Genomic DNA, 19,357 nt, shown 5'->3' with positions numbered 1-19,357 from the left:
GGTCGAGCGCGGCTCATCCGCCCGTAAGCCCTCGTTAATGTCGTGTTTACGATGTCCCAATGCTTGTGGACGACGTGCAACGGAGCTTGACCTCATCGGCAGAGCGAGTAGATGTCGAAGGGCTTCGCCAGCGTCGGTTTCGACCGGTGGTCGTTTGGGGCGGTATCGCGGGCGCGTTGCTGGCGCTGGTCGGCGGGGAACTCATGGCCGCGTACATCGGTGCGCTCGGGCCGCTGACCAGTCTTCTTCGGGACTATGTCGGCACCCCCAAGTCGGCGACCACGCCGTGGGCCGGGTTTCTGTTGGCGCTGGTGGGATTCACGGTTCGCGTGCGTGTGAGCGCTCTTGCCGCCGCGGTCGCCATCGACCTGGCCTTCGTGGCCATCCGGGCGACCGAGGGACGACCGTTCACGGTCGGCAACGGTCCGACCATCGTGCTCACCGCACTGGCGGTGATCGCCGTCGCGCGGTACGACGGGGAGCGACGCCACACCGCGCTGCGCACCATCGCTCTCGGGGCGCTACTGATCTTCGCGACGAAGGTCGGCGAGATCTGGTTGGACATCACCGCGTGGGCGTGCCCGATGGTCCTCGATCCGTACGTGCAAGTGGCGGATCGTGCGCTCGGTAATCCGTCGTGGCTGGTCGGGCGGGCACTCGAGGCGGCGGGACCGGTGGCCACGGCGGTGGTGCGTTGGGTGTACTTCGAGCTTCCGGTGGCAGCCATCGTGGTCGCCGCCTGGCAGCTGCGCGGCGTGGTCACGGGCGGGTGGCCCCGACACTACCTGGTGCGAACGTTCTTGACGCTCGGACTCATCGGACCGATCTGGTATGTGATCTTCCCTGTGGTAGGGCCGGTACTCGCCTTCGGGCCGCAGGGGCATGGTCTCGAGGTCGCCGACGTCTGGCCGAATGTTGTTCCAGCGCTGCCCTCCTCGGTCGAGCCGCTCCTGTTCGACACCATCACGCCACGCAATTGCATGCCGTCACTGCACACCGCATGGGCACTGTCACTGTTCATCCACTCCCGGCGCGGGCCGCTGTGGTTGCGCTGGGGCGGCACGTTCTGGCTGGCGGGCACGCTCGTCGCGACGCTCGGCCTCGGCGCCCATTACGGCATCGACCTCGTCGTGGGCGCGGCGTTGTGTCTGACCGTCGAATCCGCGCTGCGCGACCCGGGCCGTGGCTGGGACCGTTACCGGGTACGGATCGTGACCACCGGGATCGCCACTTTCCTCGGAATTCTGCTGTGTATCCGCTTTCTCGCCGTTCCGATGGCGTTTCACCCGGTCCCGTTCGGCATCGCGATTCTCGGGGCGCTCACCGCGCTGGCAATCGCGTTTTATCTCACCTGGTTCGCCACCCCATCGGTGCAACCGAATCGGTTCAGCCAGCAATCATCGAACCTCGGAGATACCCCCACCGCCGCGACCCCAGGCCTGCGCGGCCAGGGGCCGCAGCGGTGACGGCCATGGACATCGCCTTCGAGATGAATGCCGCAGCCTGCGGAAAACGGTCGACCTGATCGTCAGCGCGACAAGCGTTTACCACCTCAGCGATCTGTGCCGAGCCCAGCGCTCGCGCACGGCTATATCTGGGGTAGTAGTGGTGATTTCGGGAAGACGACAGGTAGCGCAGTCAACGCTCGATGAAATGAGCCCGGCCGCCAGGTCAATTCGCTGGCCGGTATTGCCAGGCGTATCTCGGGCAGGGCGTCGAGCAGTTGGTCGACGGCGTCCTGCGCGATCAGGTAAGCCAGCGAACTGGCCGGGCACACATGCGGTCCGCCGCCGAAAGCCAGGTGGGCACGGTTGCCCGCGGATTGGTCCGCACCGATCACCGGGTCGGTGTTGCAGGCAGCCACGCTGATGACGACAGGTTGGTGGGCGGGCAGCCAGACGTCGTCGACAAGGATCGGCTGCTTCGGGAAACTGAAGCAAAAGTTCGCCATCGGCGGATCGTTGAACAGCACCTCGTCGAGAGCGTCCCTGGTCGACAGGCTCCCGCCCAGCACGCTGCCGCCGAACCGCTCGTCGGCGAGGATCAGCCGCAAAGTGTTGACGATCAGATTCTGCTGCGGTTCTATTCCCGCCCCGTACAGCGTGCCCACCTGGTGCGCCATTTCGGTATCGCTCAACTCTGCCGGGTGTTGCAACATCCGCGTCGTCACGTCATCGCCGGGTTCGGCTCGCTTGAGCTGGATCAACTCCAACACCGCCGCCATGAACATGGTGTTCCCGCGCTCCGCGTCGACGCCCTCGAACATCGCGGCCATTCCGGTCGCGGCGCGCTGGGCGATCTCGGCCGGACAACCGAGCAAAGCGTTCAGCACCTGGAAAGCAAGCGGAAACGCGTACTGGCGGACCAGTTCGGCGGACCCGTCCGCGCAAAACGAGTTGATCAGCGGGACCGCGATCTGCGCGACGGTGTCGTGCAGGCTGTACTGATCGATCTTGTCGAGCCCCGCGGTATTCGCTTGCCGATAGCGAGCATGCGCGGCGCCGTCGTTACGCCGCGCGTTCGGCCGCCACTGCATGAGCGGAAGCACCGGGCAGGCCGCCGGAACATTCTGCTGCCAGGTCCGCGGATCGGCCGGAAAATGGTCCGGGTCATTGAAGATCCGCACCGCGGTGTAGTAGCCGATCACCAAGGTGGCGGGCACGCCTGGGACCAACTCCACCGGCACCAGCGACCCATACCGTTCGCGCATCGCGCGATAGGAGCCGTGCGGGTCCGACGAGAACTCCGGCGAGTACAACGACACCCGTGGGCCGTCGATATCGAACGGCGAGCTGTAGTGGACACGACCGGATCGGCTGTCCGCTGGGGGCGGGGACATCGTCATCAAAGACTCCAGGCGGTTGAACAACAAAACTCCGTGAGCCTATGACCTGTTCACGCACACCCGAAACCACACCACCGAACACAACAGCCCGGCCGAGTAGGGAACCGGCGTCGGACGGGAGATGAGACGCATCTCGGCCACCGACAACATTCGCCTGCCGGAACGACCGGTACTCGATGCCGAATCCGATGCGCGGGTCGACCAAGAGCCGCTGTTCCCGTCGTTCGGACTCGCTGGCCCGGTGAATTGAGATCGCCGGGCCAGTGCCGCAGGGTATTACGGTCGGCCCGCGCTCGGGCCCGCCATCAGGGGTTGGGGTCCGAGCGCGGACCGACCGACTCCGGCAGATGCACGAGAATCAGTCCGACGGCGGCGATCAGGAAGTTCTGCAGCGCGGCCCCCGAGGCGTCGACCTGATCGTTCGCCCACATCCGGAACCACTCGCCCGCAATCGTCAGGAATCCGCCCGCGAACAGCAGCATCGCCATTGTCCAACCCAGGCTGGACAATTTCACCGCGACAGCCGACCTGCCCGCGAACCGGCGGGGAAACCCGGTCAACACTCCACCCCACACCGCCGCCGCGGCCAGCAGCACGAATGCGGTCAGGTACTCCCAGATCACGATCAGGATGTAGGCGACGAGGGCGACGCCGCCGTTGGTGATGGCCCGCCAGTCGGTACCCGGGTTGTGGATCGTCGATCTCATCGACAGCACCGCGGCAACCGCATGCCGATTGGTCTCGGTGTCCGCGCAGTTGGTCACCGCGACGAAAAGATAGTAGAACCCGGTGATCGTCGCCAACAACGCCACCGCCATACGACGGCTCCCCACCACGTCGAGAAACTTCGTACCGCTGAATCCCATGTGCCCTACCTCGGGTTTGACTAGCCGTTGAACTGTCGATCGGCGTGAACGGCCCGGATCTCCCTGAGTGCGGGATGGCATCGGTGCGCCGATTCCGCCGATTCCGCAGCGCCGCAGACCGAGTCGCTTGGCTTGCGGCATGATACCCCGAATCACCCAGGGCGGACGCGATGTTCGAGCTGGGCTGCACCGACGCCGCTGCCGACGTCCGCCACCATCAGGTCGACCCGGTGGACGGTTTCTCGATTCGAATCGACAGCCGCCGCGGCTCGACCGGTGACCGGGAACCAACCTTGGTCATCGCCGCGCCGACAATCCGTGCACGACGTACACCGGCGCCCTGAAGGGCGTGGTGTCATCGGCCCCGCATCGCCGGCAGCGAGACGCCGGCGCAGCGAAAACTCCTCTGGCCCTTACTCATCGCCCTCTATACCGACTCGGCACCAGCCGCTCGTGGACACAGCTCGATACCCAGGCGATGTTCCTCGAACCGCGGCCCGTAATCGGCTCAGCGCCCGCGCGCGAAACACATACTCGACCTTGTCCACTCAGAACGCTCATGGGTTGCTGTGCGCGCTGATAGGCTGCTCAGCGACCTCAGCGACTGCGCTTGCGCCGCCGGAGTGCGCGGGTCCGCCCGCGCGAGACGCAGCCGCGAATCCTGGTGACGGAATGGACGAATCATGCATCTCCGCGGCATCACAGCGGCAGCGACACTGGCTATCGGTTCCTTGACCCTCAACTCGGCCGTGGCCCACGCCGAGCCGACGACGCCCGACATCGGCTACTCGGTCCAACTCGTGGACAAGACGGTGGTCGCTGCCTTGAAGGACGGAACTTTCGCGTTGTCCAAGGCACTGCGCGATCAGGTTGCCACCGACGCGAACGCCCGGCTGACCGAGCACGACGGTGTGCTCGTCGACGGCAACGGCACCCGCGCCGATCTGGCACAGGTGATCGACGTGGTGGACATCCGCGACCGTGAAGGTCGCATCGCCATGACGTTGCCGCTGGACTTCCGCGTCGCCGACACAGCGATCCCGGTGCGACCGGAACTTCGCAAAGAGGGTACGGTGCTGGAACTGACGTCGACGCGGCCCGAAGGCCTGGTCATGGACGAACCGCTCGTCGCGAAACCGGTGGCATCGATGGTGGAAAACCAGCGTGCCCGGGACAACTTCGCCAGCCAGTTCGGACTCGCCACCGCCGTCGGTGGTTTCGTCGGCACCGCTATCGGCGCCACAATCGGGTGCATCGTCACGATCGCGCTCGGTTGCGTGGCCGGTCTGCTGACCGGCGCCAGCCTCGGCGGCATCCTCGGAACCATTGCGGTCGGCGGCCCGACCCTCGTCGCGGTGGGCGTGGACCTGCTCACTACGTTGCAGGCGGCTGACGGGACCACCCAGTGGGCCGACAAGCCCGTGCGATCCGCACCGACACAACCGAAGTGACCTCGGATCCCGACGGCGAGCACGACGCCGTCGGGATAGTCCGTCCCCGGGCCGCTACAGCGGCGCCGTCGTCGTGTTCGAGCGTCCCACCCGCTCGTCATTGATCAAGTGGTAGGCGTGGCCGAGGTCGTCGAGCGCCCGCTGCCATCGGGCGTCGGCGGCGCCGCCCCGGGGATTGCGGCTGAGTTGGAGCAGAGCCTCGGCCGCGTCGGTGGAGCGTGCGGCGGCGTCGAGCAGGACCGGCACCGGCTCCACGGTGGTGCCCGCCGCGAGGACGCCGATCCGCTCGTGCAGCCAGCGTGCATCGAAACGTGCTTGTTCGGTGGAATTTTCGCCGTTCACCGACAGCGCGCTGGCCGCGGCGGCCATGGCGGCCTCGGCGTCATCCATGGTCGTGGTGACGACTTCCCGCAGCTCGCTGCTCGCCACCCGATGTAGTAGACCGACCAGCATTGCCCGCTCCGCGTGTGGACCGCGCATGCCTGCCTGGCCGAGGCGCACACCGACCGCATCCGGGTCGACGCGCAGAATCGACAGAACTGCTCGCAATTGCGCAATCGTGACCACTTCGTCCACCCCTCCTCGTCGTCGCGGGCCCACCATCACATCTCGGCGAGAGCGCGCCGAGCCCACAGCACGTTAACCACCCGGTTGCCATATTGCGCGATCGGGCATCACAACAACAACCACCCACACTGCGGGGCTTTTCTCTGGTCATACGCCGTACTCAGCGGGCAATTCACCCCGCTTGACCGCTCGCTCCAGCAACCGGTAGTCCTGCTCGGCGCGATCGGCATACATCCGGGCCCAGGTCGCCATCGCCTCGGCGAAACCGCCTCCAGCCCCGAGATAGCCTGCGATGAAACCCGCACCGGGAGTCTGACAGTGCGCCCGGGCCGGCAACGCCGCGCACAGCCTGCTGTAGCTGACCGTGCGCTGCGGTGTCAGCGACTCTAAATCGACGGACTTCTTCATGTCTCGGAATTGCCGGATGTAGTAGTCACGCGGGACGCTGTCGTCCTCGCTGACACCGTGTACCCAGCCGAGGAACGGGTCGGACTGCGCCTGCAGCACCCGCTGCGCACCGACGACCCTGGCGCCCTGGCCGCCAAGGGGATCCGCGATCGACCGCAGTCGCGGAGCGTGGTCCGGTCCGATTCCGCCGAAGATCTGCAGCACCGAGGCCGGCGCTTCCTTCGCCTGGAGGAACAGCGGCTCACCGGATGGCCCCTGCAGGTAGAACAGCCAGCACCGCGTGCCCACACTGCCGACTCCGACGATCCGCAGCGCGTAGTCGACCAGGTGATACTGCGACAGCAGCAGCTGCACATCAGGCCGCACCGTGCGTAGATAGGACAACCAAAGGCGGCGCATCGCAGGCAGGTCATACCGGCCGGAGTGTCGGATCAGCGGGAACACGTCGCGAATCCGGAAGACACCGTTTCGGTTGATCGTCGTCACCTTCTCGAGCACCTGTTGCGCGGTATGTTTGCGCGCCTTCTGCGCAATCTGTGCGACGCCTGCCTTCTCGTCGCCCGCCCGCTGCTCGAGTAGCCCGGAGTCGACTTGGAAGTAGTAGCGGTCGGTGGCCGATAGCGCGAACAGGCGCCGAATAACGTTCTGATACGCGGTCATCGTGGCAATCGCCGCCTCCCGGCACTGTTCCTCGGTGTGGGAGTAGGTCCGGCCCTGAATCCATACCGAGGCCACCAGACGCCGGGCATCCCACTCCCACGGTGCCGGATACGCCTCGTCGAAATCGTTGAGGTCGAACAGCACTCGACGTTCCGGCGATCCGAACAGCCCGAAATTCGACACGTGTGCGTCCCCGCACGCCGCGACGTACAGACGGTCATCGGGCTGTCCGCGAGATCGTGTGCCATCACCGCGGCCGCGCCGCGGTAGTACGCGAAGGGCGATTGCAGCATGCGCCCGATGCGTACCGGGACCAGATCAGCCAGCCGGGTCGTGTTCTGCTGGACGACGATCGCGATGGGGTCGCGGGTAGGAAGATCGACTACCGCATGCCCGCCCCGGGGAAGCCTCCGCCGAGCCGCCTTTCCCGCCATCCGAGCCCGCTCGAGGGCCTGTGCACCGACCGCCTGGTCCGGTACTGCCGATTCCGAACCCACTCGGCGATTATCGCCCGGGTTCGGCCCTGCGGTCCAGGTCACGCGAACCGGAGGGTAAACCTGCACGCATGTTGGGTACTCCGTTTGTTATGGGAGCGATACAGGCGCGGGTCACAGGTGACACGACCACGCCCGCAGTGCGCGAATCCGAACACCGCGGTGCGATCGCGAGCACGAAATGGCGACGGATCAGGGAGGTGATCGCCACCCGCACCGTCGCCGACGCGGCACGGGAGGTGTCGATCGAGGTCGGCAAGCCCCAGATGGCACCGGGCGATACCGGTGTGGTGTGTGGATTCCGTATTCAGGGCATCGGAGAACGGTGGGCGCATGGCACCGATTCCATCGCGGCACTCTACGGCGCATTCCAGGGGATCGCCGCCGAGTTGCGGCAGGCGAACAACGGCGGCGCGCGGTTCGAGGTGGCCGAGCCGACCGATCCGCGATTCCCAGCCGCCCCCACCCGCCCGTCGCACGCGGCGACCACAGCGGAGCACGAACCGCAGGCCATGATCGCCGCGCGTACACTGCGCGACGACCACAACTCGCTGTCGATCATCATCGGGAGGCCGTACCTGGCTGCTGACCGGCGCAACCACCTGTGCCGGTTCCACATCAGCGAGCAGGGCGCATCCGTAGCCACCGGGGTCGACGAGATCCAGGCGCTACACGCGGCGATCCGCATGATCAGCGAACGCCTCGAGCTGCCGCCCGACTGGCCGGTCACCCGCCTGTCCTGAGAGTAAGTCGGCAAAGTACTTCCCAGCCGGGTCCGATTCGGCGTCGAATCACGGTTGGCGGATCGTCGACCGCGCAGAGACCCTCCAACGCCGTGCGCAGTGGGGGATGCCCGTCCCGGCCGCCGCAACCCCGAGCCTGAACCAGATCGTGGCGAAGCTGCAGCGTCGTCAGGAGGGACCTTACCCATGGAATTCATCTCGCCGGTCGACGCCCTTTTCCTCATCGCGGAATCCCGAGAGCACCCGATGCATGTCGGTTCGCTGCAGATCTTCGACCCGATGGAAAGCACCGGATCGCAGTTCGCCCGGCGCGCGTACGCGACCCTGGCCGGCGACCGGAATTTCCATCGCACCTTCCGCAAGCGCCCGGCCAGACTGTTCGGCACACCGCAGCTGGCCTGGACGGTCGACAGCACCGTCGAACTCGACTATCACGTGCAGCGGCGGGCACTCCCGGAAGCCGGGTCGCTCGGCGCGCTGGTGGAGGTCGCCGCCGGGCTGCACAGCGCACTGCTCGACCGCCATCGGCCGCTGTGGGAACTGCATCTGATCGAAGGGCTCGCGGACGACCGAGTCGGCATGTATTGCAAGATGCACCACGCCCTCATCGATGGCGTCGCCGCCCAGCGCTTGGTGCAACGCACGCTCACCACGGACCCCGACGCCGAAGAAGCCCTGGTGCCATGGCATCTTCCGCCCTCCGATCGCCGCGCCGAGAATCCGCCGCGCCCGCGCTCATTCGGTGCGATGACACGAGGGATGGCCGCTGCGGCAGGCGCCGCGCCGACAGCGCTGCGTCTCGCCCGCGCCGCACTCGTCGAACAGCAGCTGACGCTGCCGTTCGCCGCGCCGCGCACCCTGTTCAACGTCCCGATCGGCGGGGCCCGCCGGTGCGCCGCCCGCTCCTGGCCGCTGGACCGGGTCAGGCAGGTCAAGAAAGCGACCGATGCGACGGTCAACGATGTGATCCTCGCCGTGACGGCGGGAGCGCTGCGCACCTACCTGGTCGAGCACCACGCCCTACCCGACAAGCCGTTGGTGGCGATGGTGCCGGTGTCGCTGCGGCAGGACTCCGACGACAGCGATATCGGCGGCAATGCGCTGGCGGCACTGCTGTGCAACCTCGCCACCGACATCGCGGACCCCGCCGCACGGCTGACGGCGATCAGTTCCTCGATGCGGCGCAGCAAAGACATCTACCGCGCGCTCTCCCCCGCGCAGGCCGTTTCGCTTTCCGCGCTGACGCTGAGCCCGCTCGCGCTGTCGCTGCTCGTGCCCGCCACGGTGGCGCTGACGAGCCCGCCGTTCAATATCGTCATCTCCAATGTGCCGGGACCGCGCGAAACCCGTTATTGGAACGGCGCGCGCCTCGATGCCAGCTATCCGCTCTCGATCCCGATCGACGGCCAGGCGATCAACATCACGCTCACCAACAATGCCGACAACCTCGACATCGGTATTGTCGCCTGCTGGCGCAGCGTGCCCGACGTGACCCGGCTGCTCGACCACCTGGAGTCGTCACTGACCGATCTGGAGGACGCGGTCCGCTGAGATGGATGCATCGTTGCGATGATCGGGCGCATCGGTTTCTCCCGCAGCGCGGCTCGATGCGGGTCGAGCTCGTCCGGCGCGGCCGACAAGGCTCGACATCGTCGTGGCCGGCCGCTTTGATCCGGTCGGTCGGGAACTCACGTGTCATCGGCACGTCCTCGTTCCCACCTGAATTCGATGGCGGTCCGATATTCGCGGGCATCTGTCGCACCGGGATCACGGAACACCGCTATGGAGCTGGTGAGCATGCGTACCAGCTCCCAGGTCAGCGGGTCGCCGCTGACTTCGACCTCCCGCTCGGAGACGGCGTCGACCCGCACGTCCATCCGATTCGCGCTGTAGGTGAACGCACAACCGAGCAAGGAACCGGGCACGGCGTCGACTATCAACATGCTGGCGATCTCGCTGATCGCCAGCCGGATGTCCGCGGCCGCATCGAGCGGAAAGTCGGCCACCAAACACACCGTGTCGGCCATCCCGCGCACCATGGCCAAATGCCGCGCCGCGGCGGGAATCCGGACGGATACCGTGGTGCCGGCCGCGGTCCGCGCGCCGAACGCGTCGGTGATCACGCGCATCAGACCGCTGCGAGCTGCGCTTGCCACATCCCGTGCAGCAGCTCGAGTCGGGTGGTGATGGCCAGGAAGAGGTCCTGACTGACCGGGTCGGCTTTCTCGGTGGCCGCGATGCGCTCGCGCAGTCGTTCGATTACTGCGGAAACGTTGCCGGCGATCGTGTCGACAGCATCGGTGTCAGGCTGCCCGCCGCCGGAGATTCCGATCGTGCCGGGGTCCTCGACCACTGTCGTGCCGCGAACATCCGGACGCACCCCGATCGTGATGGCGCGCTCCACAGCGGCATCGGTGAACTCTCGTGCAGCGGTGACCAATTCATCCAAAGCCAGGTGAGCCGAATGGAAGTCGGCGCCGACCACGTTCCAGTGCGCCTGTTCGGCGATCAGCGACAGGTCGATCAGGTCGATCACTGTCGCACGCAGTGTCTCTCCAGCGATGCGCTGCTGTTCTGGATCGAGGGTGCTCGTGATGGGCTCGGTCATCGCTTCCGCCTTCCTTCCGTCAGTCCCTGGTCATCACGGGCTACCCACCTCCTCGACGTTAAACATCGGCCGGTCAGCGCGCCCTGTGCCGGTTGTCGAGGACCGCACTTGCACGTAATCGCACGAAGCGTGGCTCCTCCGGCACGATCCGAACGGCCACCGCTTGCGCAACGGACAGCACATCCGACGACAGGTCGACGTATCGGGTCAACGGCGCCCGCCCTGGCGCATCCGTGGCCCCATGAGCTTCGCACCGCACATCGCGTACAAGGCGAGCTACGCACGCAGCAAGTAGCATCCAAAATGTGACGTACCCAACATCTCGGGACGCGGGATGGTAGCGGACACGCCGATCCCGCTGCAGGCCGCGACGACAGCCGACTGCACCCGCCGCGTCTCGACACCCACCTATGACAGATCCGAAATATCCACCGGCATAGTGCATTTCGGCGTCGGCGGGTTCCATCGCGCCCATCAGGCGATGTACCTCGACCGGCTGCTGGAGCGCGGCACGGCACGCGAGTGGGGTATCTGCGGAGTCGGCGTGTTACCCGGTGACCGCAGGATGCGCGACGTGCTCGCGGCGCAGGACGGCCTCTATACGCTCTCGACCGTCACACCGGATGGCACGTGGACAACCCGCGTGATCGGCTCGATCGTCGAATACCGCTACGCGCCCGACGACCCAGAGGCCGTGCTGGAGAAGCTCGCCGCTTCGACCACCCGCATCGTCTCACTCACCATCACCGAAGGCGGCTACCACATCGCCGCAGCCACCGGTGAGTTCGATGCCGGCGATCCCGCCATCCGTGCCGACCTGCGGGCGGACGCGCCGCCCGCCACGGTGTTCGGACTCGTCACCGAAGCGCTGGCGCGGCGAAGAGCGCGCGGTGTCGCACCGTTCACTGTGATGTCATGCGACAACATCGAGGGCAATGGGCACGTCGCGCGACGAATGTTCGCCGCGTTCGCCACACTGCGTGATCCCGAACTCGGAGCGTGGGTGACAGACCAGGTGCGGTTTCCGAATTCGATGGTGGACCGGATCACCCCGGTGACCCCGCCCGAGGCCACCGGCGAGGTCGAACGGCGCTACGGGGTGAGCGACCGTTGGCCGGTGCTCGCCGAGCCGTATACGCAATGGGTGCTGGAGGATTCGTTCGGGCTCGGCCGACCCGCCTTCGACGAAGTCGGCGTGCAACTCGTCGCCGATGTCGCCCCTTATGAACTCATGAAACTGCGGCTGTTGAACGCGAGCCACCAAGCGTTGTGCTATCTCGGATATCTGAGCGGCTATCGATTGGTCCACGAGGCGGCACAGGATCCGGCATTCGCCCGATTCCTGTCGCGCTATATGGACACCGAGGCCACGCCGACATTGCGCGCGGTGCCCGGCGTCGATCTGGGCCGATACAAACAGACACTGCTCGAACGGTTCGCCAACCCCGCGATCGGCGACACCATCGCTCGGCTGTGCGCGGAATCTTCCGACCGGATTCCGAAATGGCTCCTGCCGGTGGTCCGCCACCAACTCGCCGCGGGCGGCGACATCGCCTGCGCGGCGACGGTTGTCGCGGGATGGGCGCGCTATGCCGCGGGGGTCGACGAGCAGGGCGAGCCGATCGAGATCGTGGACCCGTTGCGCGACCTGCTGGTTCCGCTAGCGCGGCAGGAGCGTGAGCGACCCACCGCTTTTCTCGGTGCACGTGCTGTGTTCGGCGATCTGATCGACGAGCCCCGATTCGTGACCGCATATCTGGCGGCCATGGACTCGCTGCGCACCAGAGGAGCCCGCGCCACTGTCGAGGCCCTGGCAGGTTAGCGCGCGGCTACGCGCGCGACCGCGCGAGCCTCCTCGCCGACGGCGAACCAGAGATCGAGGACCGAGCCGGTGCGGCGGCCGATGAGGCGAAGGTCGTCGCCGGAGCGCACCGGCTTCAGATACTCGATGACGGTGCGATGCGGACCGGACTTCAGGTCGGCGTGATCGGCGAGAATCTCCTCGACCGCACTGAGGTAGACCGCGTTGTTCACGTGGTCGAACATGTCGATATCGGTGGCCCGGAGCGGGAACGGCCGGGTCAGGACGCCGGGCTGGTCGGCGTCGGGCAGCGGGTCGGTGAGCGCGGCCTTCCAGCGCAGCCGGTGTTCGGTTGTGCCGGCCTGCAAGGGCGCCATGAAGCGGTCGCTCATCCGGGCCGGCATGCCGGACTCGGCGCCGAAGTGGATCAGGAAGCCCTCGGTCTCCACCAGACCGCCTCGGCTTCCGCGCACCTGGACGCGCATATTGCACCACCGCGTCGACAGGCCGGAGCACCACCGACGCAAGTCGACCCGTTCGCCGAAGGAAATGGGTTCGAGTACGTCGATCACCGTCCGGCGGACCACCCACGCACGATGGGTGTCGCCGCCCTCGACGACCTCGAGATGTTCGAAGCCGATGTCTTGCAGGTAGCGCGCGACGCCATCGAGGCGCAGACGCTGATCGCCGTCGGTGTCGGCAAGGCGGACCGGCCAGCCCGTCTCGAACGGGATTGCTTCGGTCGGACGTTCCGGCAACACGCTGGGTATGACCATGACCGGATAATGCCAGGAATTTGCCAATCGCGCTAAGTCGGACGCGCCGGACGGCAACGATGCGATCGACACCCCCGGAGGATGGACCGCCGACCGACCGCCAACCCCAGAACATTTACCCAGCACACCTGGGTATATGTGCCGCACTACAAGAAAGACCGTGGGCATGGACCCCGGCAGCGAGAATGATGACCATCCGCTGGATCACGCCGCAGTGTCGATTGCCAGATGTTGTCCATTCAACCGATAGGCTCCGCTTGTCGACCAGCGGACGGGCTATCCCGCCCTGATCCCACCCGGATGCGAGCGATCGCTACCCCCGTCGGCGTCGGTCAGCGCGTAGACAGTGCCGAGAAGGTGCTGAATCTGAACATCCCGGATCTGGATACCGTGAACCGGTGCGCGGTGGTGACCCGCAGGGGCGGGGGCGCGGGAGGTGATCGCGTGGCAGACCGGCACCGCCCTGCCGCTGCCGCGCAGCTCGCGGGCCGCCGCACTGGCCCGCTACGCCGGTGCCAGGCCGACAGCGACCCGGCTGCGCGTCTGCGGCCGGGCGGCTGACTTCTAGGCCACGGCTGTAAGGCGCGCGGCCCGTTGGTCTTCCGTGGGCACGCGTCAGCCGGCTTCGAACCGTGCAGGTTGCGGCATCTCCGGATGTATCCCGAATCCGGATGTATTCTGAAAGATTGGTGATGATCGATACGGCCGGCGAACAGTGGTGTCGGTTAGAGGCGCGTCGCGGTGTGGACGAGGTCGGCAACGGCTTTGGATCTGCTGTGTGGTGGCCAAGCGATGACGGTCGTGACAGCCGGTGCGTCTGGCACGGGCACGACGGCATGATCGTCGCGTAGCTGGGTTCGCAGCGACTCGGGCACGACCGCGCAGGCCAGTCCGAGCGCGATCAGTTGGAATAGTTGGGTATGGTCGCGCACCTGCGGGCCGGGGCCGTCCGGATAGCTGCCATCCTGTCCAGGCCAGCGCGGCAGGGGCAGGTTCGTCAGGGTGTTGACCTCGGCCAATGGCACATGCGCCCGGTTGGCGAGGGGATGACCCGCAGGCAGGACCACGACCTGCTGTTCGGTGTGCAGATCCTCGGTGTCGAATCCGGCTGTCGTGTCGTAAGGCCGGTGGAGCAGAGCAACGTCGGCACTCCCGTTGCGCAGCAGACTTTCCGGCTGGCCTGGCCCGCACAGCATCACCTCGACTGCCACGGCGCCCGGTTCGGCCGCGTAGGCGTCCAGCAGCTTGGACAACAGTTCGCTCGACGCTCCTGCCTTGATGGCCAGCACCACACCGGGCCGGTCGGCAGCGGCACGGCGGGTTCGCCGCTCGGCGGCTTCGACCGCTTCGAGCGCGGTCCGGGCCTCCCGCAGCAGCACCGACCCGGCCTCGGTCAAGGCGATGGCGCGAGCGGTGCGGTGCAGTAGAACGACTCCGAGCCGCCGTTCGAGCTGCTGGATGGCTCGCGATAGTGGTGGTTGCGCGATCGCGAGCCGTTGTGCCGCCCGCCCGAAGTGCAATTCCTCGGCGACGGCGACGAAATATCGCATCTCCCGCGTCTCCATCAGATCATGGTATCCAGCGATGACCACGGCCGATACCCGTGCGGTATCGCCACCCACCCGATCGGTCTTGGACGCTACACCCGCAGTCGCAGCAGGATCGGCGGTGTGAGTGAACAGACGATTGCGCTGGTGACCGGCGCGAACAAGGGAATCGGATACGAGATCGCCGCGGGCTTGGGCGCGCTCGGCTGGCGAATCGGTGTGGGCGCGCGCGATCGGCAACGCCGCGACACCGCGGTGGAGAAGCTGCGCGCGGCCGGGATCGATGCGTTCGGTGTGCCGCTCGACGTGACCGACGACGCAAGTGTGGCCGCGGCGGCCGAATTGATCGCCGACCATGCCGGAGGGCTCGATGTTCTGGTCAACAACGCCGCGATCACCGGCGGTATGCCGCAAACGCCGACCACGCTCGATCCCGCGACCGTGCGAGTTGTCGTGGAAACCAACGTGATCGGGGTCATCCGGGTCACCAACGCGATGCTGCCGATGCTACGCGCCTCGACCTCGCCGCGAATCGTCATCATGTCCAGCAGCGTCGGGTCGCTCGCCCTGCAAACCACACCCGGCATCGACATGGGCCAGGTTCCCGCCGCCTACTTGGCCTCGAAGACCTTCCTCAACGCCCTCACTATCCAATACATCAAGGAACTGGGTGATACCAACATCCTGATCAACTCCGGCTGTCCCGGTTTCACCGCCACCGACCTCAACGGCTTTCGCGGCGACCGGACACCGCAACAGGGTGCGGCGATCGCGATTCGCCTCGCGACCCTGCCCGACGACGGACCGACCGGCGAATTCTTCGACGACGCCGGGACGGTGCCCTGGTGACGGGCACATCGGTGCCCACCATTCCCGTTCTCGAGGTCGTTCGCGCGTCGCGCATTGGAGGAGAAGCAAGACCATGACAAAGGCAGTCAGATACGACGAGTTCGGCGGAATCGAGGTCTTGCGGGTCGACGATGTCGACCGCCCGGTGCCTGACGACGGGCAGGTCCTGGTTCGGGTGAAGGCGGCCGGCATCAACCCCGGTGAGGCGGCCATTCGAACCGGCGCGATGGCCGGCATCTTTCCCTCGACATTTCCGTCCGGGCAAGGCAGCGATCTCGCCGGGGTTGTCGCCGAGGTCGGCGTCGGAGTCGACCGATTCTCGGTCGGCGACGAGGTGATCGGGTTCTCCGAGAAGCGGGCCGCCCAGGCCGAGTTGGTGGTGGTCGACGTCGACAACCTCACACCCAAACCGAACGGCGTCCCTTGGGAGGTGGCTGGCGGCCTGTACGTCGCCGGGGTGACGGCCTGGGGGGCAGTGCATTCCGTACAACTCGACAAGGGCGAGACGGTTGTCGTCTCCGCAGCAGCCGGAGGAGTCGGCTCGCTCGCCGTTCAGCTCGCTCGCCGTGCCGGAGCCACGGTCATCGGCCTGGCGAGCGACAGCAACCACGACTGGCTGCAAAGCCACGGCGTGATCCCGGTCGCATACGGTGACCGCGCCGTCGACCGGATCAAGGCCGCCGCACCGGGCGGCATCGATGCCTTCATCGACACCCACGGCGGCGGGTACGTCGAACTGGCCCTTGTCCTTGGCGTCGCGGTCGAGCGGATCGACACCATCGCCGATTTCGCAGCGGCCGCGAAGTACGGAGTCAAGACCGAACACGGCACCAACGCCAGGCCGGGCGCCGAGGTACTCTCCGAATTGGCCGCCCTGATCGCCGAGGGACACTTCGAAGTTCCTATCGCGAACGTCTACCCGTTGACACAGGTTCGCCGGGCCTACACCGAACTCGAACGCCGACACACCCACGGCAAAATCGTGCTCGAGCCCTAACCTGTACCAACACAATGCAGCCCGCTCCAAGAACCGCAGGATGAATCCCGTCGGGACTGTCCAGTCGGCCACCCCGCGGACTACGACAACCCGACGACACATCCGATATTCGGCATTACATCCGCGCCTGGATCAGCGACCCACTCCGACGGATCGGTCTCGATCTCGCTGTACGGGTCAGCCCGTAAGCACGCACGATCTCGTCTTGATGGTCGTAACGGGTCTGCTTGCGGTCGGCGTACGCCTTCACGCAGGCCGGATCGGCGATAACGAGCTGCTCGGCAAGGTATTCCGAGGTGGTGGACAGTCACCGACTGGACGCTGAAACCGAGGCGGTTGCTGTCGCGGCGCCGCTCAGCGATCAGCTTGCGGTCCTCGTCGTCCAGATGGAAGAACCGCTCCAGCTCCATCCGCGACACCACCGGAAACCCGGCCGAACCTCACCACACCCTCATCACGCATAGCCGCACATGAAACAACCTGCCGCCCAACATCACTCGCTAAGCGACTTGTCGCCTCACTGGACCCCTTGGGCCGCGACCATCCTGGACAAGCAGGAGGCCCCGTGAGCGACGGGCTCCCGGGGCCTCATGGCAAGCGTCTACTTCTTCGAACGATCCCGTTTCTCCCGCACCCGCACCGAAATGCGGACGGGCGAGCCATCGAAGCCGAATTCTTCGCGCAATCTGCGCTCCAGGAATCGGCGATAGCCTGCCTCCAGGAAGCCGGTGGTGAACAGCACGAATGTCGGCGGCCGGCTGGAGGCCTGCGTGGCGAACAGCACGCGAGGCAACCTACCGCCACGCATCGGCGGCGGGGTCGCGGCGATCACTTCCTTCAGCCACGTGTTCAGCCTGCCGGTCGGAATACGCTTGTCCCAGGATTCCAGCGCGGTTTCCATGGCGGGCACCAGCTTCTGCACCGCACGACCGGTGTGTGCGGAGATGTTCACCCGCTGCGCCCACGGCACCCGGACCAGATCTCGATCGACCTCACGCTCCAACTGCAGGCGCCGGTCCTCGTCGACCAGGTCCCACTTGTTGAACGCCAGCACCAACGCGCGACCCGAATCAGCGACCATGCTGATCACCCGCAGGTCCTGCTCGGTGATCGGCTGCGAGGCGTCGATCAGCATGATCGCCACCTCGGAGGCCTCCAACGCGGACTTGGTGCGCAGCGATGCGTAGAACTCGGTGCCGCTGGCGTTGGACACCTTGCGACGCAACCCGGCGGTGTCGACGAACTTCCAGACCTTGTCGCCCAATTCGACGAGCGTATCGACCGGATCGACCGTAGTGCCCGCAACATCGTGCACCACCGAGCGCTCGTCGCCGGACAGCTTGTTCAGCAGGCTCGACTTGCCGACATTGGGCTTGCCCACCAGCGCGACACGCCGCGGGCCGATACCACCGGTCCCCTCGCGCGGGGTCTCCGGAAGCGCGCCGAGCACATCGTCGAGCAGATCGCCGGTGCCGCGGCCGTGCGTGGCGCTGACCATGCGCGGCTCGCCGAGGCCGAGTGACCACAGCGCCGCGGCGTCTGCTTCCACCCGCTGGTCGTCGACCTTGTTGGCGACCAGGATCACCGGAACCTCGGAACGACGCAGTTTCTTCACCGCGGCTTCGTCGGTCGCGGTGGCGCCGACGACGGCGTCGACCACCAGCAGGATCGCGTCGGCGGTCTGCATGGCCAGTTCGGCCTGCCTGGCCACCGACTGCTGCAATCCCTTCGCGTCGGGCTCCCACCCGCCGGTGTCCTGAACGAGGAAGCGGCGACCCGCCCAGTTCGCCTCGTAGGACACGCGGTCGCGGGTCACACCGGGGATGTCCTCGACGACCGCCTCACGGCGACCGATGATCCGGTTCACCAGCGTCGACTTGCCCACGTTCGGACGGCCGACCACGGCAAGCGTCGGCATCGCCACATGCGACGCATCCTCGAATTCACCGGCGAGATCGGACAGTTCCCAGTCGGTTTCGTCGCTCCAGACACCGTCACCGGCCAACACATCTTCGCTCATCGGTCACTTCCCGCCCGGCTCGTCGAAAGCTGCCGCGCGACAACGCCGTACAGCTCGTCGATGACCTCGTCCATGGTCAGCTCGCTGGTGTCGACCAGCACCGCGTCCGCGGCCGGACGCAGAGGTGAGACCTTGCGGGTCGAGTCGAGGGTGTCGCGACGCTGCACATCCGCGAGCACGCCCGCATAGTCGTCACCGCGGCCCTCGGCGATGTTCTGCTGGTTGCGCCGCTCGGCGCGCGCCTCCGCGGAGGCGGTCAGATAGATCTTCGCGTCCGCCTCCGGCAGAACGACCGTGCCGATGTCACGGCCCTCCACGACGATGCGCCGGGCGGCCGTGGTGAGGTCGCGCTGCAGAGCGACGAGCAGCTCGCGCACCTCGGGCACCGCCGAGACCGCGGAGACCGCCTTGGTGACGGCATCGCCGCGGATCTCCGACGAGACGTCCTCGCCGTCGAGCCGGATCACCTCACGACTCGGGTCGGTGCCGATGGACAGCGGCAACTCCTTGACCGCCACGGCGATGGCGGCGATGTCGGTGAGCTCGATGCCCGCGCGCAGCACACGCAGCGTCGCGACCCGGTACATGGCGCCGGTGTCGAGGTAGCGCGCGCCGAGCCGGGTGGCCAGCAGCCGCGAAACGCTGGACTTGCCGGTACCCGACGGCCCGTCCATGGCGACCACCAGCGGGCTCGCACCAGACATCCGCCTCGGCACCTCGACCGG

Annotated in this window: 18 protein-coding genes and 2 pseudogenes; 9 read left to right on the top strand and 11 right to left on the bottom strand. The window is 66.6% G+C overall.

Annotation, left to right across the window (positions count from 1 at the left end):
• Positions 1-146: 146 nt before the first annotated feature.
• Positions 147-1,466 carry a DUF5933 domain-containing protein gene (locus AB0B25_RS16175; RefSeq protein WP_357179432.1) on the top strand — a complete coding sequence of 440 codons (1,320 nt, stop codon included), beginning with the start codon at positions 147-149 and terminating at the stop codon, positions 1,464-1,466.
• 122 nt (positions 1,467-1,588) lie between these two features.
• Here AB0B25_RS16175 and AB0B25_RS16170 read toward each other — a convergent pair whose 3' ends face one another.
• On the bottom strand, positions 1,589-2,845 hold the full coding sequence (locus AB0B25_RS16170) for a cytochrome P450 (RefSeq protein WP_357179429.1): 1,257 nt from the start codon (positions 2,843-2,845) through the stop codon (positions 1,589-1,591).
• 121 nt (positions 2,846-2,966) lie between these two features.
• On the opposite strand from AB0B25_RS16170, the gene AB0B25_RS16165 reads away from it, so the two are divergent.
• Positions 2,967-3,095: a hypothetical protein gene (locus tag AB0B25_RS16165; protein ID WP_357179426.1), complete on the top strand. Its 129-nt coding sequence runs from the start codon at positions 2,967-2,969 to the stop codon at positions 3,093-3,095.
• A 55-nt stretch (positions 3,096-3,150) separates the two neighbouring features.
• Here AB0B25_RS16165 and AB0B25_RS16160 read toward each other — a convergent pair whose 3' ends face one another.
• Positions 3,151-3,711 carry a DUF2165 domain-containing protein gene (locus AB0B25_RS16160; RefSeq protein WP_357179423.1) on the bottom strand — a complete coding sequence of 187 codons (561 nt, stop codon included), beginning with the start codon at positions 3,709-3,711 and terminating at the stop codon, positions 3,151-3,153.
• Between the two features lie 683 nt (positions 3,712-4,394).
• On the opposite strand from AB0B25_RS16160, the gene AB0B25_RS16155 reads away from it, so the two are divergent.
• A complete protein-coding gene (locus AB0B25_RS16155; RefSeq protein ID WP_357179420.1) occupies positions 4,395-5,162 on the top strand; it encodes a hypothetical protein in 768 nt (255 codons plus the stop codon).
• 54 nt (positions 5,163-5,216) lie between these two features.
• Here the strand turns inward: AB0B25_RS16155 and AB0B25_RS16150 are convergent, their stop codons facing one another.
• Positions 5,217-5,738, bottom strand: coding sequence for a hypothetical protein (locus tag AB0B25_RS16150; RefSeq protein ID WP_357179418.1), 522 nt, complete (start codon positions 5,736-5,738; stop codon positions 5,217-5,219).
• 138 nt (positions 5,739-5,876) lie between these two features.
• Positions 5,877-7,090, bottom strand: a pseudogene (locus AB0B25_RS16145) (DUF2252 domain-containing protein).
• Positions 7,091-7,383: 293 nt separating this feature from the next.
• Here AB0B25_RS16145 and AB0B25_RS16140 point away from each other — a divergent pair.
• A complete protein-coding gene (locus AB0B25_RS16140) occupies positions 7,384-8,034 on the top strand; it encodes a hypothetical protein (protein WP_357179415.1) in 651 nt (216 codons plus the stop codon).
• Positions 8,035-8,220: 186 nt separating this feature from the next.
• On the top strand, positions 8,221-9,585 hold the full coding sequence (locus tag AB0B25_RS16135) for a wax ester/triacylglycerol synthase family O-acyltransferase (RefSeq protein WP_357179412.1): 1,365 nt from the start codon (positions 8,221-8,223) through the stop codon (positions 9,583-9,585).
• Positions 9,586-9,722: 137 nt separating this feature from the next.
• Here the strand turns inward: AB0B25_RS16135 and AB0B25_RS16130 are convergent, their stop codons facing one another.
• Positions 9,723-10,163: an anti-sigma factor gene (locus AB0B25_RS16130; RefSeq protein ID WP_357179410.1), complete on the bottom strand. Its 441-nt coding sequence runs from the start codon at positions 10,161-10,163 to the stop codon at positions 9,723-9,725.
• The gene (locus AB0B25_RS16125) at positions 10,163-10,642 is read right to left on the bottom strand and encodes a DNA starvation/stationary phase protection protein (RefSeq protein ID WP_357179407.1); all 480 of its coding nucleotides are present in this window, start codon (positions 10,640-10,642) and stop codon (positions 10,163-10,165) included. Before AB0B25_RS16125 ends, AB0B25_RS16130 begins: the two co-directional genes overlap by 1 nt.
• A 334-nt stretch (positions 10,643-10,976) precedes the next feature.
• On the opposite strand from AB0B25_RS16125, the gene AB0B25_RS16120 reads away from it, so the two are divergent.
• Positions 10,977-12,464: a mannitol dehydrogenase family protein gene (locus AB0B25_RS16120; protein WP_357179404.1), complete on the top strand. Its 1,488-nt coding sequence runs from the start codon at positions 10,977-10,979 to the stop codon at positions 12,462-12,464.
• Here the strand turns inward: AB0B25_RS16120 and AB0B25_RS16115 are convergent.
• A complete protein-coding gene (locus AB0B25_RS16115) occupies positions 12,461-13,219 on the bottom strand; it encodes an acyl-ACP thioesterase domain-containing protein (protein ID WP_357179401.1) in 759 nt (252 codons plus the stop codon). The two genes, AB0B25_RS16120 and AB0B25_RS16115, sit on opposite strands and share 4 nt — an antisense overlap.
• A 300-nt stretch (positions 13,220-13,519) precedes the next feature.
• Here AB0B25_RS16115 and AB0B25_RS16110 point away from each other — a divergent pair, with 300 nt between their 5' ends.
• Positions 13,520-13,780, top strand: coding sequence for a hypothetical protein (locus AB0B25_RS16110; protein WP_357179398.1), 261 nt, complete (start codon positions 13,520-13,522; stop codon positions 13,778-13,780).
• 164 nt (positions 13,781-13,944) lie between these two features.
• On the opposite strand, the gene AB0B25_RS16105 is transcribed toward AB0B25_RS16110, so the two are convergent.
• Entirely contained in the window at positions 13,945-14,784 is an 840-nt protein-coding gene (locus AB0B25_RS16105) for a LysR family transcriptional regulator (RefSeq protein WP_357179395.1), read from the bottom strand.
• Between the two features lie 105 nt (positions 14,785-14,889).
• Between AB0B25_RS16105 and AB0B25_RS16100 the strand changes: the two genes are divergently transcribed.
• Both AB0B25_RS16100 and AB0B25_RS16095 read left to right on the top strand, forming a co-directional pair.
• Positions 14,890-15,615, top strand: coding sequence for an SDR family oxidoreductase (locus tag AB0B25_RS16100; protein WP_357179392.1), 726 nt, complete (start codon positions 14,890-14,892; stop codon positions 15,613-15,615).
• A gap of 73 nt (positions 15,616-15,688) precedes the next feature.
• Positions 15,689-16,612, top strand: coding sequence for an NADP-dependent oxidoreductase (locus AB0B25_RS16095; protein ID WP_357179389.1), 924 nt, complete (start codon positions 15,689-15,691; stop codon positions 16,610-16,612).
• A 115-nt stretch (positions 16,613-16,727) separates the two neighbouring features.
• Here the strand turns inward: AB0B25_RS16095 and AB0B25_RS16090 are convergent.
• The 3 genes and pseudogenes from AB0B25_RS16090 to cmk all read right to left on the bottom strand — a co-directional run bounded on the left by AB0B25_RS16090 (position 16,728) and on the right by cmk (position 19,336).
• Positions 16,728-17,022 (bottom strand): annotated as a pseudogene (locus AB0B25_RS16090) (DUF4158 domain-containing protein).
• Positions 17,023-17,213: 191 nt separating this feature from the next.
• Complete coding sequence (der, locus tag AB0B25_RS16085; protein ID WP_357179386.1) at positions 17,214-18,632, bottom strand: ribosome biogenesis GTPase Der; 1,419 nt, start codon at positions 18,630-18,632, stop codon at positions 17,214-17,216.
• Positions 18,629-19,336 carry a (d)CMP kinase gene (gene cmk, locus AB0B25_RS16080; RefSeq protein WP_357179657.1) on the bottom strand — a complete coding sequence of 236 codons (708 nt, stop codon included), beginning with the start codon at positions 19,334-19,336 and terminating at the stop codon, positions 18,629-18,631. The genes der and cmk overlap by 4 nt, the downstream gene beginning before the upstream one ends.
• Positions 19,337-19,357: the final 21 nt, after the last annotated feature.

Source organism: Nocardia sp. NPDC049190 (assembly GCF_040648115.1).
Taxonomy (GTDB): domain Bacteria; phylum Actinomycetota; class Actinomycetes; order Mycobacteriales; family Mycobacteriaceae; genus Nocardia.
Note: the sequence above shows the minus strand (reverse complement) of the source record. Positions and strands in the feature narration are given on the sequence as shown.